At 55.6% G+C, this 18,404-nt stretch carries 18 protein-coding genes; 6 read left to right on the forward strand and 12 right to left on the reverse strand.

Going from position 1 to position 18,404, the window contains the following annotated elements:
• Window positions 1–203: 203 nt before the first annotated feature.
• The 5 genes from pstB to ACWISF_RS06625 all read right to left on the reverse strand — a co-directional run bounded on the left by pstB (window position 204) and on the right by ACWISF_RS06625 (window position 4,655).
• Window positions 204–1,001 carry a phosphate ABC transporter ATP-binding protein PstB gene (gene pstB, locus ACWISF_RS06605; RefSeq protein WP_448380794.1) on the reverse strand — a complete coding sequence of 266 codons (798 nt, stop codon included), beginning with the start codon at window positions 999–1,001 and terminating at the stop codon, window positions 204–206.
• The gene (gene pstA, locus ACWISF_RS06610; protein ID WP_448380795.1) at window positions 998–1,897 is read right to left on the reverse strand and encodes a phosphate ABC transporter permease PstA; all 900 of its coding nucleotides are present in this window, start codon (window positions 1,895–1,897) and stop codon (window positions 998–1,000) included. The genes pstB and pstA overlap by 4 nt, the downstream gene beginning before the upstream one ends.
• Window positions 1,894–2,781 carry a phosphate ABC transporter permease subunit PstC gene (gene pstC, locus ACWISF_RS06615; RefSeq protein ID WP_448380823.1) on the reverse strand — a complete coding sequence of 296 codons (888 nt, stop codon included), beginning with the start codon at window positions 2,779–2,781 and terminating at the stop codon, window positions 1,894–1,896. The genes pstA and pstC overlap by 4 nt, the downstream gene beginning before the upstream one ends.
• Before the next feature lie 82 nt (window positions 2,782–2,863).
• Window positions 2,864–3,910 carry a phosphate ABC transporter substrate-binding protein PstS gene (pstS, locus tag ACWISF_RS06620; protein WP_448380796.1) on the reverse strand — a complete coding sequence of 349 codons (1,047 nt, stop codon included), beginning with the start codon at window positions 3,908–3,910 and terminating at the stop codon, window positions 2,864–2,866.
• Window positions 3,911–4,223: 313 nt separating this feature from the next.
• Window positions 4,224–4,655 carry a SufE family protein gene (locus tag ACWISF_RS06625; RefSeq protein WP_448380797.1) on the reverse strand — a complete coding sequence of 144 codons (432 nt, stop codon included), beginning with the start codon at window positions 4,653–4,655 and terminating at the stop codon, window positions 4,224–4,226.
• Window positions 4,656–4,827: 172 nt separating this feature from the next.
• On the opposite strand from ACWISF_RS06625, the gene ACWISF_RS06630 reads away from it, so the two are divergent.
• Window positions 4,828–5,388 (forward strand): DUF2854 domain-containing protein, encoded by a 561-nt coding sequence (locus ACWISF_RS06630; protein WP_448380824.1) that lies wholly within the window; start codon window positions 4,828–4,830, stop codon window positions 5,386–5,388.
• A gap of 153 nt (window positions 5,389–5,541) precedes the next feature.
• Here the strand turns inward: ACWISF_RS06630 and ACWISF_RS06635 are convergent, their stop codons facing one another.
• From ACWISF_RS06635 to ACWISF_RS06645, 3 genes are read right to left on the reverse strand one after another with little or no spacing between them, the layout of a single operon-like run.
• On the reverse strand, window positions 5,542–7,041 hold the full coding sequence (locus tag ACWISF_RS06635; RefSeq protein WP_448380798.1) for a GldG family protein: 1,500 nt from the start codon (window positions 7,039–7,041) through the stop codon (window positions 5,542–5,544).
• 3 nt (window positions 7,042–7,044) lie between these two features.
• The gene (locus tag ACWISF_RS06640) at window positions 7,045–7,845 is read right to left on the reverse strand and encodes an ABC transporter permease (protein WP_448380799.1); all 801 of its coding nucleotides are present in this window, start codon (window positions 7,843–7,845) and stop codon (window positions 7,045–7,047) included.
• Between the two features lie 39 nt (window positions 7,846–7,884).
• Entirely contained in the window at window positions 7,885–8,841 is a 957-nt protein-coding gene (locus ACWISF_RS06645) for an ABC transporter ATP-binding protein (RefSeq protein ID WP_448380800.1), read from the reverse strand.
• Between the two features lie 129 nt (window positions 8,842–8,970).
• On the opposite strand from ACWISF_RS06645, the gene ACWISF_RS06650 reads away from it, so the two are divergent.
• Complete coding sequence (locus ACWISF_RS06650; RefSeq protein WP_448380801.1) at window positions 8,971–9,351, forward strand: DUF2237 family protein; 381 nt, start codon at window positions 8,971–8,973, stop codon at window positions 9,349–9,351.
• Here the strand turns inward: ACWISF_RS06650 and ACWISF_RS06655 are convergent.
• The gene (locus ACWISF_RS06655; RefSeq protein ID WP_448380802.1) at window positions 9,329–9,874 is read right to left on the reverse strand and encodes a DUF3611 family protein; all 546 of its coding nucleotides are present in this window, start codon (window positions 9,872–9,874) and stop codon (window positions 9,329–9,331) included. The two genes, ACWISF_RS06650 and ACWISF_RS06655, sit on opposite strands and share 23 nt — an antisense overlap.
• On the reverse strand, window positions 9,855–10,142 hold the full coding sequence (locus tag ACWISF_RS06660; protein WP_448380803.1) for a YggT family protein: 288 nt from the start codon (window positions 10,140–10,142) through the stop codon (window positions 9,855–9,857). The genes ACWISF_RS06655 and ACWISF_RS06660 overlap by 20 nt, the downstream gene beginning before the upstream one ends.
• A gap of 112 nt (window positions 10,143–10,254) precedes the next feature.
• On the opposite strand from ACWISF_RS06660, the gene ACWISF_RS06665 reads away from it, so the two are divergent.
• Window positions 10,255–11,037, forward strand: a complete 783-nt coding sequence (locus ACWISF_RS06665) for a tetratricopeptide repeat protein (RefSeq protein WP_448380804.1) — start codon at window positions 10,255–10,257, stop codon at window positions 11,035–11,037.
• On the opposite strand, the gene ACWISF_RS06670 is transcribed toward ACWISF_RS06665, so the two are convergent.
• Window positions 11,015–12,034 (reverse strand): response regulator, encoded by a 1,020-nt coding sequence (locus tag ACWISF_RS06670; RefSeq protein ID WP_448380805.1) that lies wholly within the window; start codon window positions 12,032–12,034, stop codon window positions 11,015–11,017. The two genes, ACWISF_RS06665 and ACWISF_RS06670, sit on opposite strands and share 23 nt — an antisense overlap.
• Window positions 12,035–12,109: 75 nt before the next feature.
• The gene (locus ACWISF_RS06675) at window positions 12,110–14,911 is read right to left on the reverse strand and encodes a cation-translocating P-type ATPase (RefSeq protein WP_448380806.1); all 2,802 of its coding nucleotides are present in this window, start codon (window positions 14,909–14,911) and stop codon (window positions 12,110–12,112) included.
• Window positions 14,912–14,972: 61 nt separating this feature from the next.
• Between ACWISF_RS06675 and ACWISF_RS06680 the strand changes: the two genes are divergently transcribed.
• The 3 genes from ACWISF_RS06680 to ACWISF_RS06690 are packed head-to-tail and all read left to right on the forward strand — an operon-like array spanning window position 14,973 to window position 18,272.
• The gene (locus ACWISF_RS06680; protein WP_448380807.1) at window positions 14,973–16,232 is read left to right on the forward strand and encodes an FGGY-family carbohydrate kinase; all 1,260 of its coding nucleotides are present in this window, start codon (window positions 14,973–14,975) and stop codon (window positions 16,230–16,232) included.
• A 39-nt stretch (window positions 16,233–16,271) separates the two neighbouring features.
• On the forward strand, window positions 16,272–17,219 hold the full coding sequence (locus tag ACWISF_RS06685; RefSeq protein WP_448380808.1) for a methyltransferase type 11: 948 nt from the start codon (window positions 16,272–16,274) through the stop codon (window positions 17,217–17,219).
• Between the two features lie 6 nt (window positions 17,220–17,225).
• Window positions 17,226–18,272: a rhamnan synthesis F family protein gene (locus ACWISF_RS06690; RefSeq protein ID WP_448380809.1), complete on the forward strand. Its 1,047-nt coding sequence runs from the start codon at window positions 17,226–17,228 to the stop codon at window positions 18,270–18,272.
• Window positions 18,273–18,404: the final 132 nt, after the last annotated feature.

Raw genomic sequence — 18,404 nt, forward strand, 5'->3', positions numbered from 1 at the left:
CCCGTTCTCAATGAAACTTATCACCTTCTTCCGTAAATCCAGGCTGTAACACATTCTGATTCTCCTCCTTGATTCTCACCTTCCTCCCCATCTTACACCCTCCTCTCATAAAATGTTGCATTTTCAATAAAAATGACTATAACTTTCAGCAAATCAATTTGGACGGCACTGGCAAACAGCCTGAGGTTGCAGGGCAATTGCATTTACCCAAATCGCCCGCTCACGTAGTCCAGGGTTGCCTGTTTTTGGGGGGCATGAAAAATGTTGTGGGTCAGGTCCCATTCCACCAAATACCCCACTTTGCCCCCGGCGGGTGTGGATTCCGTATTAAAAAAGGCCGTCACATCTGCCACCCGCTTGGCCTGTTGCAGGTGGTGGGTCACGATCACAATCGTATAATTGGCCTTCAGTTCGTGCAGCAATTCTTCAATTTTGCCGGTAGCAATTGGGTCAAGGGCCGAGCAGGGTTCATCCATCAACACCACCTCCGGTTCTGTGGCAATCGCACGGGCAATGCACAGGCGTTGCTGTTGCCCCCCCGAAAGGGAATAGGCACTCTGTTTTAACCTATCTTTTACCTCGTCCCACAGGGCTGCCCGCCGCAACGAACGCTCAACTAATTCATCCAAATTCCCCTTGTATTTCATCACCCGTGCTCCGTAGGCCACATTGTCATAAATGGACTTGGGAAAAGGATAGGGTTTTTGAAAGACCATACCAATGCGGCGGCGCACTTCCACCGGGTCAATATCCGGGTCGTAGAGGTTTTTATCGTAATAGGTGATTTTCCCTTCCAACCGAAATGTGGGAATCAGGTCGTTTAGCCGGTTCAAACAGCGTAAAATCGTACTTTTTCCACAGCCTGAAGGGCCAATCAACGCGGTGATTTGGTTTTTGCAAATTGTGAGCGAAACATCCCGTACCACCTGCACATGACCATAGAAAAGATTGAGATTTTCCAGCCGAAATACCGGTTGAGGCAAAGCATCGCTCCTGGTCATAACCGGCACCAACCCCCACGACGCATGACCAGCCGGGCAAGTACACTCGCTGCCAAGGTCAGCAGGACAAGGCAAAATGCCGCCGCCCAAGCCAACTCCTGTTGGGGGGCAAAAGGCATCGTCGCCAAGTTGTACACCAATACCGACAGGGTGGCAATCGGTTCAAACAGTCCCTGGGGCCAAAACGGGGAAAACAAGGCGGTAAAGAGCAATGCCGCTGTATCCCCTGCGGCCCGGGCCATCGCCACCATCACCCCCGTGACGATTGAGGGCAACGCCGCGGGCAACACCACCCGCACCACCGTATCGCCATGGGAAGCCCCTAACCCCACCGACGCCCACCGCAGTTCCGGGGGCACCATGTGGAGTGCTGCATCGGTTGCCCGCACAATCATCGGCACCATCAACACCGCCACCGCCACTCCCGCCGCGATGGCCGAATACCCCACTATGCCGGTGCTGACCAACAACCCATAGACAAACACCCCAACCAGAACCGAAGGGACGCCCGCCCAAACATTGATGCCCAACCGCAGCCAGCGGGCAATTTCCCTGTGCACCGGCGTATGACAAAACTCTGATAGGTACACCGCCGTCAACACCCCCAACGGCACCGCCATCACCGTACCTAGCGACACCACGACCACCGTGCCGACCAGCGCATTGCCCAGCCCACCCCCTGCTAACCCCGGTGGCGGCGGCAGTTGGGTAAACAGGGCAAGGTTGAAACGAGCGATTCCCCGCACCAACACAAACCCCAAAACCGCAAACAGGGGAATCAGCGTCAACAACGTACACAACCCCGCGACCCCCGTCAGGAGCCAGCCTAGGCCGGTACGCAGTTTTGGACGTTTGCTGAACCCGGCCACGTGCGGATGCAGAGTCGTGGTGGTCATGGCTTCCCCCCCGCTTGGTACGTTGCTTGGAGTTGGTTAATGATGACTTCAGCCAAAAGGTTCACCACCAGCGTCAGCAGTAGTAGCACCAAAGCAGCATACATCAACGCCGACAACTGCATCCCCCGCGCCTCGGGAAATTGATTGGCCAACAGCGACGCAATGGTATTGGCCGGCGCCAACAAAGACCAGTGAAACTGGTTGGCATTCCCAATCAGCATTGTCACGGCCATCGTTTCTCCCAACGCCCGCCCCAAAGCCAGCAGCACGCCCCCCACGATCCCCGACTGCGCCGCCGGAATGAGCACCCGCATCACCGTCCACCAACGGGTCGCCCCCAAAGCCAGCGAAGCCTGCCGCAATTCCGGGGGCAAAGCCGCCAGGGCATCCTTTGCCATCAGCGTCAGAATGGGCAGGATCATGACGGCCAACACCAACGCCGCAGGCAATATCCCCGGCCCCACCGGTTCCGTCCCAAATAAGGGCATCCACCCCCAATGCCGGTGCAACCATCCCAGCAACGGCTGCAGCAGGGGAATAAGAACCCACATCCCCCACAACCCGTACACCACACTGGGAATGGCCGCCAACACCTCCACCAAAAACGCCATCACCGTCCGCAGCGGTAAAGGGAGAAAATCCTCGCTCAAAAAAATGGCCGTGCCCAGCCCCAAAGGCAGCGCCACCAGCAGGGCCAACAGCGAACTAACCAACGTGCCATACAGCATGGGCAAAATCCCAAAATGCTCCCGCCCCGGCACCGGCTGCCAGCCCCCACTTGTGAGGAACCGCCAGCCAAACTGCTGCATTGCCGGTAAGGCCTGCCACGCAATAACCAGCACCATCCAGACCAACAGCAGCCCGGTCAATCCTGCCAACCCCATGGTGGTATGCACCAACAACCGGTCAGACCACCGCTCCAGCAACGAACGAGCACGACAATCGGGAACCTGCATCCGAAAAACCCTAATCATCCTGCAAGGTAATGGTGTATTGGTCGCTGAGGGTATCGGCCACCTGAGCAATGCGCTTGCGCACCGCCTGGGGTAAAGGGATGTAGCCCAATGCCGCTGCTACCTTTTGCCCCGCATTCAAGCCGTATTCTATCCACATCTCCAACGCCACTGCCTTACGGGCATCGGGCTGGTGTTGATACTGCAACTGCCAGGTGTAGGTCACCAACGGGTAAGCATCTTTGCCTTCCGGGTCGCTGATAAACGCCCGTAGATTTGCTGGCAGTGTCACTGCCGCCAGCGCCGCTGCTCCCGCTTCCGGCGTCGCCATCACATAATTCCCCGCCTTGTTTTCCAAAGCCGCCGTTGCCAGTTGGTTGCTGCGGGCATAACTATATTCCACATAACCAATCGCACCCGGTATCTGTTGAATGCGCGCCGTTACCCCTTCATTGCCCTTCGCACCCACAAAATTTCCCGTCGTCGGCCATTGAATCGTCGTTCCTTCACCAAAATTCTCTTGCCACTGTGGGCTAATGGCACTCAAATGCCTGGTCAACACCGCCGTTGTCCCACTGCCATCGGCACGATGCACCACCGTAATTCCCTGGTCCGGGAGCGTCACCCCCGGATTCAACGCCACAATGTGCGGGTCATTCCAGCGGCGAATTTGCCCACTCAAAATCCCCACATACACTTCCCGGCTCAGCTTCAGACCCTCCGGCACACCCGGCAGATGGTATGCCAGCACGATACTGCCTGCCGTCATGGGCAACAGCAACACCCCCTGCGGTACCTGGGCCATCTCCTCATCCCGCATCGCCAGGTCACTGGCGGCAAAATCCACATTGCCCCGGATAAAATTCTCAATCCCCGCGCCGCTTCCCTGGGACTGGTAATTGACCCGGATATGGGGATGCAGTTGGTTTAGCCCCACCGCCCAATTCTGATACAACGGCGCCGGCAACGAAGCCCCCAAACCCGTTAAATTCACGGATTCCCCCAAATCACAGGCCGTTGTCACGGTGGCCATCATGAGCAACAGAGCCAAGAAACTCATCCGGCAAACCACTAAACCAAACTGCCTGAGCCTCATGGGCACCCTCACCTGGGTAAAACATCCGGCTGGAAATCAAGGATCAGGATACCGTACCGCCCAAGCCAGAACGATGCCCATTTGGTTGTGGAAGTACTGCCCTTGGTTCTGGAGCATTTCGGTTGTTTAATCATGTTTAATCACGGGGAATTGCCCCATGGAAATTTGAACGGGAATGGCAACGGTAATGACCTACACCCTGGAATCTAATTTTTGTAAACCTTCCCAATGACTCAGCATCCTTCTCTTGCCAACCATTGACAACATCCTAGCCGTTTTAACTGACATAAGCCATCACTCGTTTTTTTAAGAAATTCACCATACTGATAAAGCCATTATTGCGCGATGGGGTGAGACTCACATCCAGGCCGGTCAATTTAATAAAATCCGGGGATAGGGCTAGAATTTCCTGGGGCGTTAGCCCGTCCAACCCCAACACCAAAATCGCCAACAATCCCTTGACCAACTGGGAATCCGCATCGCCGCTCAGGTGTACCCGGCCTTGCTCGTCCAGATGGGTTACCAGCCACACCTGGGAGGTACACCCTTTGACCTGATGTTCGGGAATTTTGTTGCTGCTGGGAAAAGGCGGCAATTTCTGAGCATAACGAATCAACAACTCATACTTCATCCGCGCCGGGTTTGCTCGTTGCAGGCGTTCGACAATACTGGCTAAAGCAGCAGGCAAACAGGTCGCCGATTCAGGCATGGATGGCTCACGGTAGATTCTGCACTTTAACTTATTGTATCTGCTGCACTGGAAATTTTCAGCCGCACGAGGGCAGGGGCGCAGGTGCCAGGGTCAATTGCTATGCCCTCAGGGTGTGTTAAACTGCTTTTATCATCCACCCAAATTTTTTTCTTAGCAGGAAATGCCGCCAATTCTCCAACAGCTTCCCCTGGGGACCTTGGGTCTAACGGTGGGTTCCCTTTTGACCTTGGTTGGCTTGGGGGCCTATTTTGCCGATATGCCAACGTTGAATTTGGCTGGTTTTTTTTATGGCATTCCCTTGCTGTTGGGGGGATTGGCGCTGAAAGCGGCGGAATTGCCCCCGGTTCCCTGGACACGTCCTACACCGCCAGAAGTCCTAGCGCAACGGACGCAGGCAACCCCCACCCAAACGCAAATTCGCCAGGAAGTCACCCGCTATCGTTACGGGGAAAAAGCCCATTTGGCCGCCGCCTTGGAACGGCTCAAGTTAGGCAATACAGAGGCAGAATGGCCGGTTTTGGTGGGCATCCGCGAAGAACTGCGCGACGGGCATTATACGTTGGTACTCACCTTTGACTCGCCAGCGGTGCCGTTTTCCACATGGCAGGCCAAAGTGGAAAAATTAACCAGTTTTTTTGGGCCAAATATCCAAGTGGCTTTGCAACAACCGGAACCGGAATCTGTCGAATTGGCGCTCATCAGTACCCAAAACACCGCTGAGAAGCCGTAGTGCTGGGTAGGAAGCGTCGCTGATAATAGGCCGTTTAGCCAGAAAGAATTTCCTGGGTGTGGGGCATCCTTGTGTTGACATACTCCCTGCCTTCCGCCGCTAGGCATTTGGCGGAACTGCAGATGGTTTTTGTGGCCGTAAACTGCTAACCCCTTAGCGCCGCCGCCACCATACGACGCCAGCGACCATGAATGCCCCCAGCGGCAGGCCCAGCAGCGCCAACAGGGTCACAGCAGTCGCCAGCGGTCGGCTAATGTTCAACCGGCGATTGGTGGGTTCCTTGGAACGAATCGACAGAGGTTGGGTGTCCTGGCGCGCTAGCCAACTGATGCTATTCAAAAACACATCCCCATTGCGCTGCAGGTTAAATAGCCCATCGACGGCAAATTCCGAATCCCCAATCACCACCAACCGACCTTTGCCCTTTTCCACCGCCACCCCCAGCGGTAGAGGGCCTTCCCGGTCCTGTTGCGGGTCAAAAAAGGGCGCTTCCTGGGTATTGCTTTCCGCCCACAGCCCCCGCCCGGTCAGGAACAGGGGAACACCTATTTTTTCGCCTTCCCCCACCACATCCACCGCCTGCGCCAGGGGAAACAGCGCCAGACTCTGCCCAAAATCCTTGGTAATCGGGTGCTCCCCGTAGCGCGTGGTCACCGCCACCCCCCGGCCAAAGCCCTGGATGATTTCCGTATTGGACACAATAAACCGCCCATCAAGCTTCACCCCCGCCCAGCGGAGCAAATCCCCCAATCCCCGGTCATTTTTCGCCGGTTCCAAAGGGTCCAGCAACAACAGCGCCCCGCCACCATTTTGCACAAACTGGGTCAACGCCTTGGCCTCTGCCGCTAACAAGGGTTGTTGTGGCCCGGCCAGCACCACCACCTTCGTCTCCTTGGGGATGCCCGCGGTTTCTGCCAAATTCAGGGGTTGCACCTGGAAATTGCGGGATTGGAGCGCCTGCTGTGCCTGGGACATACTGCCCCGTTGCCCCGGTTCCAACGGTCGCTCCCCGTGCCCCTGCACAAACACCACCTGCCCCTGTTTTGGCTGGGTCAGCCGTACAATGGCATTACTTAAACTGGACTCGGTCAAAGCCTCCCGCAGCCGCTCCCGCCGCTTGCCGCTTTCTAGATGCACCTCCCCAAACCCCTGCACAGCAAACTCCTGGGCCATCACCGGGTTCTGGCGCGGGTCAATCACCTCATAGCGGAAGTTCTCCGGGTTTTCCCGCCGATAGTTTTCCAGAAGTTGCCGGATGGCCGGGGTAATCTGCTGGTCAAAAATGAGCACCCGCACCGGCTCTTGCAAATTTTGCACCAACCTGCGCGACTCCGGCGCCAGGGTAAACCGCTGGTTGGCACTTAGGTCCCACTTATAGGGATATTGAACCGCCAGAAAATTCACCAGTCCCAAAATCACCAGCACCGCCAGGGTACGCAGCGCCACGTTGCCGCCGACTTCCAACGCCCGCTGCTCCCACAACGGCAAGCGAAACAGGGCATACCCCAACAGCCCCACCCCCGCCCCCAACAGCACGGCACCCCAGGGTTGGTTTTTGGGCCCCACCAAGACGAGCACCACCCCGGCACTGACCAGGGCAATCCCCAGCCACAGCGGCCAATAATTTCGCACCCACTTTGCCAGCCGATTCATGACCTACGACCTCTGGAAGCGCAGTCCATCCACCCACTGTACCGTCAAAAACACCCCCAAAATCACATAACTGGCAAAAAGCACCAAACTGGCCGTGCTCACCGAACCCTGGATGAGATTGGTGTAGTTTTGCAAAAGGGATAAATGGCGCAAAATCGCTGCGGGCGCCCCACTGATGCGGTCGGCAATGGCCTGCAAAATCCACAGCAGTAGGATCAACGCAAAGGTACCCACAGCCGCCAACAGCGTACTTTCGGTCGTCGCCGAAATAAATAAACCCAGGGATAAAATCGCCGCCGCCAGCAACACCAACGCCCCATGCCCCAAAAGAATCAACCCCAAGGAAAAAGGCGGTTCCGCCTGCAACAACGTCACACTTTCGTAAACCATCACCGGCAACAACAGGGTGAGAAAAAACGTCAAAACCCCCGCCAATTTGCCCAGTGCCACCGTCGTCGTGGTAATAGGCGATGTCGCCAGCAACTCCAACGTGCCCTGTTGCCGTTCCTGGGCAAACAAATTCATAGACAACAGGGGCAAGATAAATAACGACAGGGAACCTAAGACCCCCAAATAATTCTCCAAAATCACCGCCGGCACATCCACCGGGGGCGCTGCCAAACCCGCCTGACCCTGCAAATCCTGGGCGGCCACATTCGTCTGCACCGCATTAAACAAAACGATGTAAAAGACCCCCGCCAGCAACCAGTACACCCCGGCCATCCCATAGTTGAGCGGCGTGGCAAAATAGCCCTGCAACTCCTTGCGGTAAATCGCCACGAAATTGGCCCACAGCAAACGCATTGCAGTTTCCCAGGAAGTCAGGGTGATCCTACCACAGCTTCAGGCGCCTGCTGACGGTTCGCCGGCCTCCTCTTGGGTCGTCAGTTGCAAAAAGACATCCTCCAGGGTCGCCCGATGCCGGTGCATTTCGTAGAGGCGCAGCCCCGTGTGAATGGCTAAAGCCGCCAATTCCGGCCCCACCTCCGCTGCCCCTTTGGTGGTCACCGTCACCACGTGGTGGTCCCCCTCGCTTTGGGTCTGCACGGCCTCCACCCCCGGAATTTGCCCGACTGCCTGTTGAAAGGGCGCCAGCGGGCCAGACAGGGTTAATTCATACTGCCTGCGGTGGTCGAGCTGGCTGACCAACCCGTCAATCGTATCCGTTGCCACCACCCGCCCCTGGTGGATGATCACCACCCGGTCGCAGGTCATGTGTACCTCCGGCAGAATGTGGGTGGAAAGAATGATCGTGTGATCCCCGGCCAGGCTTTTGATCAAATGCCGCACCTCGATAATCTGTTTGGGGTCAAGGCCCACCGTCGGCTCGTCGAGGATAATCACCGGCGGGTCATGGACAATCGCCTGGGCAATCCCCACCCGCTGGCGAAACCCCTTGGACAACTTGCGAATCAGTTCCTGCCGCCTTTCGCTCAGCCCGCAGCGGGCAATCACCCAATCGACCCGGCGGGGACGGTCGCCTGCGCTGACCCCCTTGATCCGGGCCACAAAATGCAAATACCCCTCCACCGTCATGTCCCGGTACAAAGGCGGCGTTTCCGGGAGATAGCCAATCCGTTGCCGCACCGCCAGGGAATCGGCAAGCACATCATAACCCGCAATTTTGGCCGTGCCCGCCGTCGGGGGCATATAGCCGGTGAGCATCCGCATGGTGGTGGTTTTCCCTGCCCCATTCGGCCCCAAAAACCCCAAGATTTCCCCCGCCCCCACGGTGAAATTCAAATCCTGCACCGCCAGAGTGGTGCCGTAACGCTTGGTCAGATGTTCCACGATGATCATGACCGCCGTCCCAACCGTTGGCCTCCCGTCTTCGGCTCTATTATTTCACAGCGGCGCAGCGGTCTCTCACCCCCAGCCCAGGCTTGGTAGAATGACTTGTAATGTGTGCCACTTGCTGACCCCAGTCCCATGAGCGCAGCCCTCAACGTTCTTGGTATGCCCCTGCAACTGTGTTGCCGCAACCCGCTTACCGGCTTTTACCGCAATGGCTACTGCGAAACCGGTCCCTTGGATGTCGGGGTGCATACGGTGTGCGCCCAAGTCACCCGCGAATTTCTGGAATTTACCAAACAGCGCGGCAATGACCTGATGACGCCTGCGCCCCAATACCAATTCCCCGGCCTCAAACCGGGGGACCGCTGGTGTCTGTGCGCCAGTCGGTGGGAAGAAGCCCGCCGCGCCGGGGTAGCGCCACCGGTGATCCTCGCGGCGACCCACCAAAAAACCTTGGAACTCATCCCCCTGGCCGTCTTGCAGGAATACAGCCTCAGTTTGCTTCAGCCCGAGTGATGCGCCACAGGGGCCACAGGGTGGTGACCAGGGCGGCAAAATGACCCGCAATGGTATTGAGCAACCCCTGCACCACCAAAATATCCAGGGCATCCACCGGCTGGTTGGCAAGCGCCAACGTCCCCTGGGGTACCAACAGCGCCTTGGCAAACAAACTGCCAATCACCACAAAACTGCCCAACAGCGTCGCCAACATCCCCACCAACGCCACCCCCATATCCAGACAGAGTTTGTTGAGGACTTCATCTTTGCGGGGGCGCGGTTCCCCCTCCGACGCGGCCAAACGGCGGGCCACTTCCACCCCCCGATACTTCAGCCAAATGCCCAATCCCAACGCGCCGACGCCTGCCAACCCCAGACTCAAACCCACGCCGCTTTGTAGGCTGACCCGCCGTTGCACCAGCGCAAACAGCAAGATGAATAACGCCACCACCCCCAGCACCACCTGCACCCAAAACCCCAACCAACTCGACCGTTTCAGCGTGCGGGCCGCCTGGAGCCTGTTAGAACCCGAAGACGCCACTGTTGCCCACTGCCACCAACAACTGAGTCGCCAATTGCAGGGCCAAAAAGGCCAAGATGGGCGAAAAATCAATGGCCCCCACAGGCGGCAGCAAGGCGCGAAAGAGATTCAAGTAGGGGTCGGTGAGTTGACTGAGGGTTAGCCAGGGTTGGTTGTACCAATTGATCGAGGGAAACCAGGTGAGCAACACCCGTACCACCAAAAGCACCAGGTAAATGTTGATAAACTGAATGACCCCTTGGATCAATAGCGGTGCCGCGCTGGACATACAGCAAACCCCCAAGCTGTGACTTTTCGATCATAAACCGGATCACTCCCCGGCTGTACCCTCTCCGGGCGCTTCTGGTATGCTAAAAGAGCAGGCAACGGGCATATCCATCATGGCTGCCAGCCCCCAACCTCCCTGGCTCAAATTGGTGATGGTCATTGGCGGTGCCGCATTTTTCGGTTTCTCCGTTTTGCCCTTTGTCGGCGATTTCCTGGCCCCCGCACCCACCCCTAGCTCCCCAGATGAACGGGTGAGCGAAGAAAAAGGATTGGAATTGGTGTTAGAAAAGGACCCCAACAACACCTACGCCCTGCGGGCCTTGTTGGAAATTCGCCTGCGCCACAAAAACCTCAAGGGTGCGGTTCCCCTGCTGATGCGCCTTGCCAAAAACCACCCGGACGTGGCCGAATACCACATTCTCCTGGCACAAACCCAAACCGAACTGGGCGACAAAGAGGCAGCCGTAGGCACCTACCGGGCATTTCTCCGGCGGCAGCCAGGGAATCTGCTGGCCTTGGTCGGCGTCACCGATTTATTGGTGCAGTTGCAACGGCCCGCCCTTGCCGAATCCATCCTGCACCAATCCCTGCTGCGGGTCAAACCCAACCAGGCGGATGTCACAGGCATCCAGATACAAATGGCCAGGGTGTATCTCGCGCAGGGAAAAATCCCGCCCGCCCTGGCCCTTTTGGAGCAATTGATCACCCAAAATCCCCAGGATTTTCGTCCCCTGTTTGCCAAAGCCCAACTGCTCCAGGCCCTCGGCAAACGGCAGGAAGCCCAACCCCTATTTGCCAAAGCGGCGGAACTGGCCCCCCCCGAACACCGAGACGAAATTCAACGCCTGACGGCGGCCACCACCCAACCCCGCCCTACGCCGACCCGCTCGCCTTAGGTTCCTCGTATCCCCACAGGAGCAATTGATTCGTGCCTTGACTTTGCGCCTTCGCCAACACTTCCTGCACCCGTTGCACCAATTCTTCCGCCGTCCCCAGGTTGTCCTTGGTAACGACTAGCCCTCCCAAACTGGCCGTGACCGGGATGGTGAGGTCGCGGCTTAAGCTCACCGGATGGCCGCTGATGCTCTGGCGCAGGGTTTGCCCAAACTCGTAGGCCCGTTGGGGCGACAACCCCAGGGTCACACAGGCAAACTGGTTCACCGCCGCCCGATACACCAGCGTCCCCGGCAGGCCGTGGCTCTGCAACCGGCGCGCCACCACCGTCACCACCTGGCGCAAAACGTGGTTGCTATACTCCTGCTGCAATTGCGCCCAGCCATCCACCGCCAGCAACCAGAAACTCAAATAGCGGTAGTACAAAACGTCGTTTTCATCCACCGTTTGGGGAGGCCGTTCCCCCACCTGGCGCAACAGCCCCGGCAAGGCCGACTGCAACGCCCGCTCGTTCAATACCCCCGTTTCCTCGTCCAACAGGGACATCGACGCCAGCAGTTGGTTTTGGTCCTTGAGCCGTTGGTTGGCCGCCATCAGGGAACGGGTCAACTGCCGCACCCGCAACGCCGCCCGAATCCGCGCCCGCAGTTCTTCCGGGTCAATGGGTTTAGTGATAAATTCATCTGCCCCCGTATCCAGCCCCAGGATGCGGTCCGACGTATCTTCCCGCGCCGTGAGCATCAAAAAATAAATGTGTTGCAAGCTGGGGTCGGATTTGACCCGCCGACAGAGTTCAATCCCCGACAGACCCGGCATGGACCAATCGCTGATGATCAGATCGGGGGGAGACTGGCAAATCGCCGCCCAGGCCGCTTCCCCATTGGCCGCCGTTTCCAAAATGTAACCGCCATCTTCAAGGTACTGGGCAATCAACTCCCGCACCACCATACTGTCATCAATGACCAGAATGTGTACCGGGTCCGCAGGGGTCAAGGTCATGGAAGCAACTCCTTGGGAGACGACAACGGCACCTCTTTCAGTAACCATAGTCGCACACCCAGGGGGAGAAGTCACCTACCCCTCCGTATCCCGCCCCGGCCACAGCCACCGGAGCACCAGCTTTTCTAATTCCACCCAAACAAACACCAGGGAACTAAAGGCCACACAAATCAGCAGTTCCCCCGGCGTTAGGTAATACACACTGAAAAATTCCCGCAAGGGCGGCAGATACACAATTGCCACCTGCGCCAGGGTCATAAGCCCCACCGCCCACCAAATCCACGGGTTGCTGCGGGGGTGCAGTTCAATCAACAAACGGCTGTCAGAACGCACCGCCAGCGCATGGCCCATCTGGGATAAACACAGGGTGGTAAACACCATCGTCTGCCAACGCCGGGGGTCTAAACCCGTCGGGGTGTAGCTTTGGGTGTAATCATACGCCCAGACCATCAGAGCAATCGTCACCAGCGAAAACACCAGACCCACCCGCACCATGTACGCCCCCAAACCGCGGGCAAAAATACTCTCTTTGGGGTTTTTGGGGGGTTGTTGCATCACCACCGCCCGCCCCGGTTCGACGGCCAAGGCCAGCGCCGGAATGCCATCGGTGGCCAAATTCATCCAGAGAATCTGCAAAGGAGAAAGCGGCGTCCCTCCCAACCCAATCAGGGGGGCAGTGGCAATGGTGATCACCTCCCCGATATTGCTCCCCAAGATATAGCGAATAAAACGGCGGATGTTTCCGTACACCACCCGGCCCTCTTCGACCGCCGCCACAATCGTGGCAAAGTTGTCATCCAGCAAAATCATATCGCTGGCCTCTTTGCTCACATCCGTCCCCGTGATCCCCATCGCCACCCCGATATCCGCCTGTTTCAGCGCCGGGGCATCATTTACCCCATCCCCGGTCATAGACACCACCTGGTTATTGCGTTGCAACGCCTGGACAATGCGCAGTTTGTGCTCCGGCGACACGCGGGCATACACCGCCACCTGCCCCACCCGTGCCGTCAATTCCTCCGGCGTGAGTTGTTCCAGTTCCCGGCCCGTCAGCAGTTCCTCCCCAGGGCGCAAAATCCCCAACTCCTTGGCAATCGTATAGGCCGTGAGTTGGTGGTCCCCCGTGATCATCACCACCCGAATCCCTGCCGTATGACAGCGCGCCACGGCCAGTTTGGCCTCCGGGCGGGGGGCATCCAATATCCCCACCAGCCCCAGCCAGATCAACCCCTGCTCCAAATCCACCGCCGTCGGTTGGGGGGGCAAGGCATCCAGGGGACGGTAGGCCAACCCCAGCACCCGCAACCCCTGGCTGGCCAGGGTATTGTTTTGCTCGAGAATCGCCTGCCGCTGGTCGGGGGTCAGGTCCTGCACCTGGCCGTGACACTGCACCTGGTCACACCGCTCCAGAGTCAACTCCGGCGAGCCTTTACAAAACAGCCAAAAATCCCCCTGCACGAGGGAATAAATCCTTTTGTCCTCCGCCCGCACCACCACACTCATGCGTTTGCGCTCCGAGGAAAAGGGAAATTCGGCCACCCGCGCCAAAGGATGGGTCGCCGCCGTCACCCCCGCTTTGGCCGCCAAAGGCAGGAGCGCCCCTTCCGTTGGGTCCCCCAAAATCACCCATTCCCCCCCCTTTTGCTGCCAGGTGGCGTCATTGCAGAGCATCCCCGCCAGCAGCAGCGCCATCAAATCCGGGCAAGACTGGGGTAAAAACGGTTGATCCCCGCGGCGAAATTCCCCTTCTGGTTGATAGCCTGTGCCTGTGACCTGAATCAACTCCAGTTCCGGCAGGGCCACCACCTGCGCCACCATTTTGTTTTGGGTCAAGGTTCCGGTCTTATCCGAACAGACCACCGTCACCGAACCAAGGGTTTCCACCGCGGGTAAGCGGCGGATCAGGGCATGCCGTTGCATCATCCGGCGCGTGCCCAAAGCCAGGGTAATCGTCACCACCGCCGGTAACCCTTCGGGAACCACCGCCACCGCCATACTCAAAGACACCTGCACCAGGGTTCCGAACATCTGGGGGTTATAGAGGGTACCTGCTGTCACCACCAGCGCCACCAAAGCCAAAGCGCCCGTCACCAGCACCCGACCCAGTTGATCCATGCGCCGTTGCAGGGGGGTGGGTTCCACTTCCACATCTTGAATGGCGGCGGCAATTTTGCCCAACTCGGTATTCATGCCGGTTTGGGTCACCACCAACGTCCCCCGTCCCTGCACCACCTCCGTACCCATAAATCCCAAATTCACCCGGTCGCCCAATTCCGTATCCACCGGCAGCACCACATCCGCCTGTTTGGTCACCGGCAGCGCTTCCCCGGTCAAGGCCGCCTCCCGCACCTGGAGATTGGCCGTCACCAGCCAGCGCCCGTCAGCCGGAACCTTATTCCCCGCTTCCACCAACACCACATCCCCCGGCACCAATTCAGGAGCACTCACCTCCTGCACTTGGCCAGCCCGTACCACCCGCACCCGCGAAGAAGACATTTTTTTCAAAGCGGTCAAGGCCTGTTCCGCCTTCACTTCTTGCACATACCCCAGCAGGCCGTTCAGGAGCACAATGCTCAAGATGGCCACCGTGTCCTTGGGGAAAATAAACCGCTGTTCTTGGATGGCCTGGACGACATCGGTAAGGGCAGAAATCCCGGCTACCGCTATCAACAACAAGAGCATGACATTTTTGAACTGGTCCAGGAAAATCTGCCAACGACTGCGGCGGTGCGTTTCCTGTAATTCGTTGGGGCCGTATTGGGCCTGCCGCGCGGCCACTTGCACCGGGTTTAGCCCTTCGGTACTGGTTTCCAGATGCTTGCAGGTGGCTTCGATGGAGAATGTATGCCAGTTAAGGCGAGAAGATGCGGCGGCCATGCCAATAGAAGTGAAACCTTTTCTTATCCTAGAGGTTAGACTAGCGGTTGCATAGCAGGGGATGGGGTTCAGTTTGGGGTTGGATTGCGGCACCTCGGCGCTCAAGGGTCTGGTGATTGACCCCCAGGGAGAGACCTGCTACGCCCGGCGGTTACCGTTGGCAGACCCCGCCTCGCCCCAGGAGTGGCAGGCCCGTCTGTGGGAATTCCTCAGCGGCATTCCGGCAGCGGTGCGGGCTGGCATTCACCACATTGGCCTTGCCGGAACATCGGGAACGGTTTTGCTCACCGATGGCAGCGGTCAGCCGGTGGCCCCCGTGCTGATGTATAACGACAATCGCGGCGGTTTTTTGCTCCCAGAACTCAAGCGCTATGCGCCCGCAAATCATCTCGTTTGCAGCGCCACCTCCAGTTTGAGCAAATTATTTTGGTATCACCATCAGGGCATTTCCTTAAGCGACAAATATCTTTTGCATCAAGCCGATTGGTTGGGGTTTTTACTGCATGGCCAACTGGGAATTAGCGATGAACATAATGCCCTGAAATTGGGCTATGACCCAGGGCGTCGCACCTACCCGGATTGGTTTGCGCAGTTACCTTTTGCCGTGCATCTGCCCCAGGTGGTGATTCCCGGCACAGCCGTAGGCCCGCTCCAACCGCACTTGGCCCGCCGGTTCCACCTCCCCCCGGATTGCCAGATTCATGCCGGCACCACCGACAGCATCGCCGCTTTTCTGGCCAGTGGCGCCAGGCAGCCGGGGGATGGGGTGACCTCCCTGGGTTCGACCTTGGTGTTGAAATTGCTCAGCCAACAGCGCATTGATGACCCGTGCACCGGTGTTTACAGCCATCGTTTAGGTAACTTATGGCTGGTTGGGGGTGCTTCTAATACCGGTGGCGCCGTGTTGAGGCATTTTTTTAGCGAGGCAGAATTGCGGGATTTCAGCGCCCAAATCCACCCTGCCGTTCCCCTCGACCTAAATTACTATCCCCTTATCAAACCGGGAGAACGCTTTCCGATCAACGACCCCAATTTAGCGCCTCGGCTCGACCCCCGCCCTGAGAATCCCGTGCAGTTTTTGCAGGCTTTGTTGACCGCGATGGCCCGCATCGAAGCCCAAGGGTATCAAATTCTGCATCATTTGGGGGCGCCGCCTCTGCAGCGGGTATTCACCAGCGGTGGTGGGAGTACGAACCGCGCATGGCAGGCCATTCGCCAACAGATTTTGGGCGTACCCGTATGGGTTGCAACCCAACAGGAAGCTGCCTGGGGTGTAGCACATTTGGCAAAAGGGGGAGGGGTTGACAAAATTCAGCTCTGATGCAACGATAAATCAATGGGAATTTTTTTGAGGTTGTGAGTGGATAGAAAGTCAATCATATTAAAGCATATTAAACCGGATGGTAGGGGTATAGAAATTGCACCTGCATATTCGCCAATAGCGCCTAAAAGTGAGGGATTCAATGTGCAAATTATTGATGTCTGTAATCGTCAGCAACTGCTAGAGAAGTTCAAGGATTATCCTGTGGATCTCACACGCATAGAGGAGGTTGATTTTGTCTGGTCTGGACAAAGCTATGCTGAGTTAGTTGGACAAACAAAGTGCTTTGATTTTATCATTGCATCACACGTCATTGAACACACCACCGATATTATCGGTTTTCTCAATGATTGTGATGAACTCCTCAAAGAAGATGGTGTTCTTTCCCTGGCCATACCAGATAAGCGTACCTGTTTTGATTACTTTCGTCCTCTATCTGGAATTGATAAAGCCATTGATGCTTTTCTCCATAAGAATAAAATTCATACAGTAGGTACGCTTGTGGATTTTGAATTAAATCTTTGCCAAAAGGTATCAGGTTTAATGTCTTGGTTCCTTAATGACGATGATGATTTCGTGCTACCTGGTAGGATGGAAGTCGTGAAGGCCAAACTGAATAGAGATAGAACATCATCCGATTATGAAGATGCCCACAACTGGGTGTTTGTCCCTCATTCATTTAGGTTGCTTATCCATGACCTCTATGAACTAGGATTAATAAATCTTAGGGAAGTGTCATTTCATGATACCCTAGGCAATGAATTTTTTGTAACGCTATCGCGGCAGGGCCGGGGAAGTGGTCTTTCTCGGTTAGAGATGCTGAAGACGATCGAACGTGAGCAGAGTGTGAAATTTATCGGCCAGCTTGAGGCCGTTCGGGAGCAACTTGAGCGTACCAAGCGTGAACTTGCAGCGGTTCGGGAGCAGCTTGAAGATGCGCAACATGAACTTGCGATGAAGGCACTTTATGTACAATCCGTTAGCTAGGAAATTATGATTTTGAAAATGCTGAAGAGTACGGCTAGAAGGGTGAAGAGGGTTTTCAAAAAACTAGGCCTCTACTTAGAGGTTGAATTTTCGCCGGATTCTGCTATCGTAACCAAAAAGATATATAGAGATCATGGATATCATGCCTGTTTGTTATTCTGTCATTTTCACCCAGACGGTGTTATTTATGATTACACGAAGAGACTTTGCCTATTCTTTGAAAACTTAGGCGTTAATGTGGTTTTTGTATCTTGCTATTTAACTTCCGAGTCGGAAGAATGGTTAAGTCAGAACGTATCTTCTCTCATTGTCAGAAAAAACATGGGTAGGGATTTTGGGGCATGGAAAGATGGTATAGCCTTTCTGAAGGAGAATAACCTATATGACACCTGCTCAGAGCTTTATTTAATTAACGACAGTGTTTTTTGCATTATTCCATACTTAGATGAAGTGTACTTTCAAAAGAACTTTATACAAGACAAGGATACCGATTTTATCGGTCTTACCGAAAGTTTTCAAATTAGCTACCACATTCAATCATATTGTCTAAAATTTAACAAGAAAGTTATCAAGTCTTCCGAGTTTCAAGATTTTTGGAATGAATTTCCTCTGGTGAACCAGAAAAGCCATATTATAGAGGAAGGGGAAATCAAGTTATCTCGTGTATTAATCAACGCTGGTTTCACTCATAAAGCTATATATGGTTTCGAGTATCTTTTGTCAATTAATACTCTGGCAAATTTATTTGGGATACTCTACGAGTTGCAGTTATCCAGTTCAATTGTATCCAAGAAGATAAATGAATACATCCTCGATGAGCTCTTTCTTTTTGAATTGACTCAAGTCAATCCCACCCATCGTTACTGGCTCCTGTTGTTAACTGCCAAGTGTCCTTTCATTAAAAGGGATTTAATTAGAAGTAATCCAGAAAGGCTGTTTTCCACTAAACTATTAGTTCCAGTTATCCAGCACTTTCTAAAGGATGGCGAACAAGAGATTAAGTCTATTTTAGATTGCCTCCGTTTAGAATTTATTCCGAAGAGTAATGGCTAGCCTATTTGTAGCTGTTTACATTTCATTTACTGTTTTTCTTTGTTTACGGAGTTTAGAAAATCCATTTCCTTCTTGGCAATTAACAATCATCTCCGCTATATTTTTAATGGTTGCAAAGTAGCAAAGGTATCC

Source organism: Gloeomargarita sp. (assembly GCF_053491055.1).

Coding starts and splice junctions, on each gene's coding strand:
- ACWISF_RS06640 (WP_448380799.1), bottom strand. CDS start 7,845: ATGCGTTTGCTGTGGGCCAATTTCGTGGCGATTTACCGCAAGGAGTTG.
- pstA (WP_448380795.1), bottom strand. CDS start 1,897: ATGACCACCACGACTCTGCATCCGCACGTGGCCGGGTTCAGCAAACGT.
- pstB (WP_448380794.1), bottom strand. CDS start 1,001: ATGACCAGGAGCGATGCTTTGCCTCAACCGGTATTTCGGCTGGAAAAT.
- ACWISF_RS06650 (WP_448380801.1), top strand. CDS start 8,971: ATGAGCGCAGCCCTCAACGTTCTTGGTATGCCCCTGCAACTGTGTTGC.
- ACWISF_RS06690 (WP_448380809.1), top strand. CDS start 17,226: ATGATTTTGAAAATGCTGAAGAGTACGGCTAGAAGGGTGAAGAGGGTT.
- pstC (WP_448380823.1), bottom strand. CDS start 2,781: ATGGGGTTGGCAGGATTGACCGGGCTGCTGTTGGTCTGGATGGTGCTG.
- pstS (WP_448380796.1), bottom strand. CDS start 3,910: ATGAGTTTCTTGGCTCTGTTGCTCATGATGGCCACCGTGACAACGGCC.
- ACWISF_RS06680 (WP_448380807.1), top strand. CDS start 14,973: ATGGGGTTCAGTTTGGGGTTGGATTGCGGCACCTCGGCGCTCAAGGGT.
- ACWISF_RS06625 (WP_448380797.1), bottom strand. CDS start 4,655: ATGCCTGAATCGGCGACCTGTTTGCCTGCTGCTTTAGCCAGTATTGTC.
- ACWISF_RS06675 (WP_448380806.1), bottom strand. CDS start 14,911: ATGGCCGCCGCATCTTCTCGCCTTAACTGGCATACATTCTCCATCGAA.
- ACWISF_RS06645 (WP_448380800.1), bottom strand. CDS start 8,841: ATGATCATCGTGGAACATCTGACCAAGCGTTACGGCACCACTCTGGCG.
- ACWISF_RS06635 (WP_448380798.1), bottom strand. CDS start 7,041: ATGAATCGGCTGGCAAAGTGGGTGCGAAATTATTGGCCGCTGTGGCTG.
- ACWISF_RS06670 (WP_448380805.1), bottom strand. CDS start 12,034: ATGACCTTGACCCCTGCGGACCCGGTACACATTCTGGTCATTGATGAC.
- ACWISF_RS06665 (WP_448380804.1), top strand. CDS start 10,255: ATGGCTGCCAGCCCCCAACCTCCCTGGCTCAAATTGGTGATGGTCATT.
- ACWISF_RS06660 (WP_448380803.1), bottom strand. CDS start 10,142: ATGTCCAGCGCGGCACCGCTATTGATCCAAGGGGTCATTCAGTTTATC.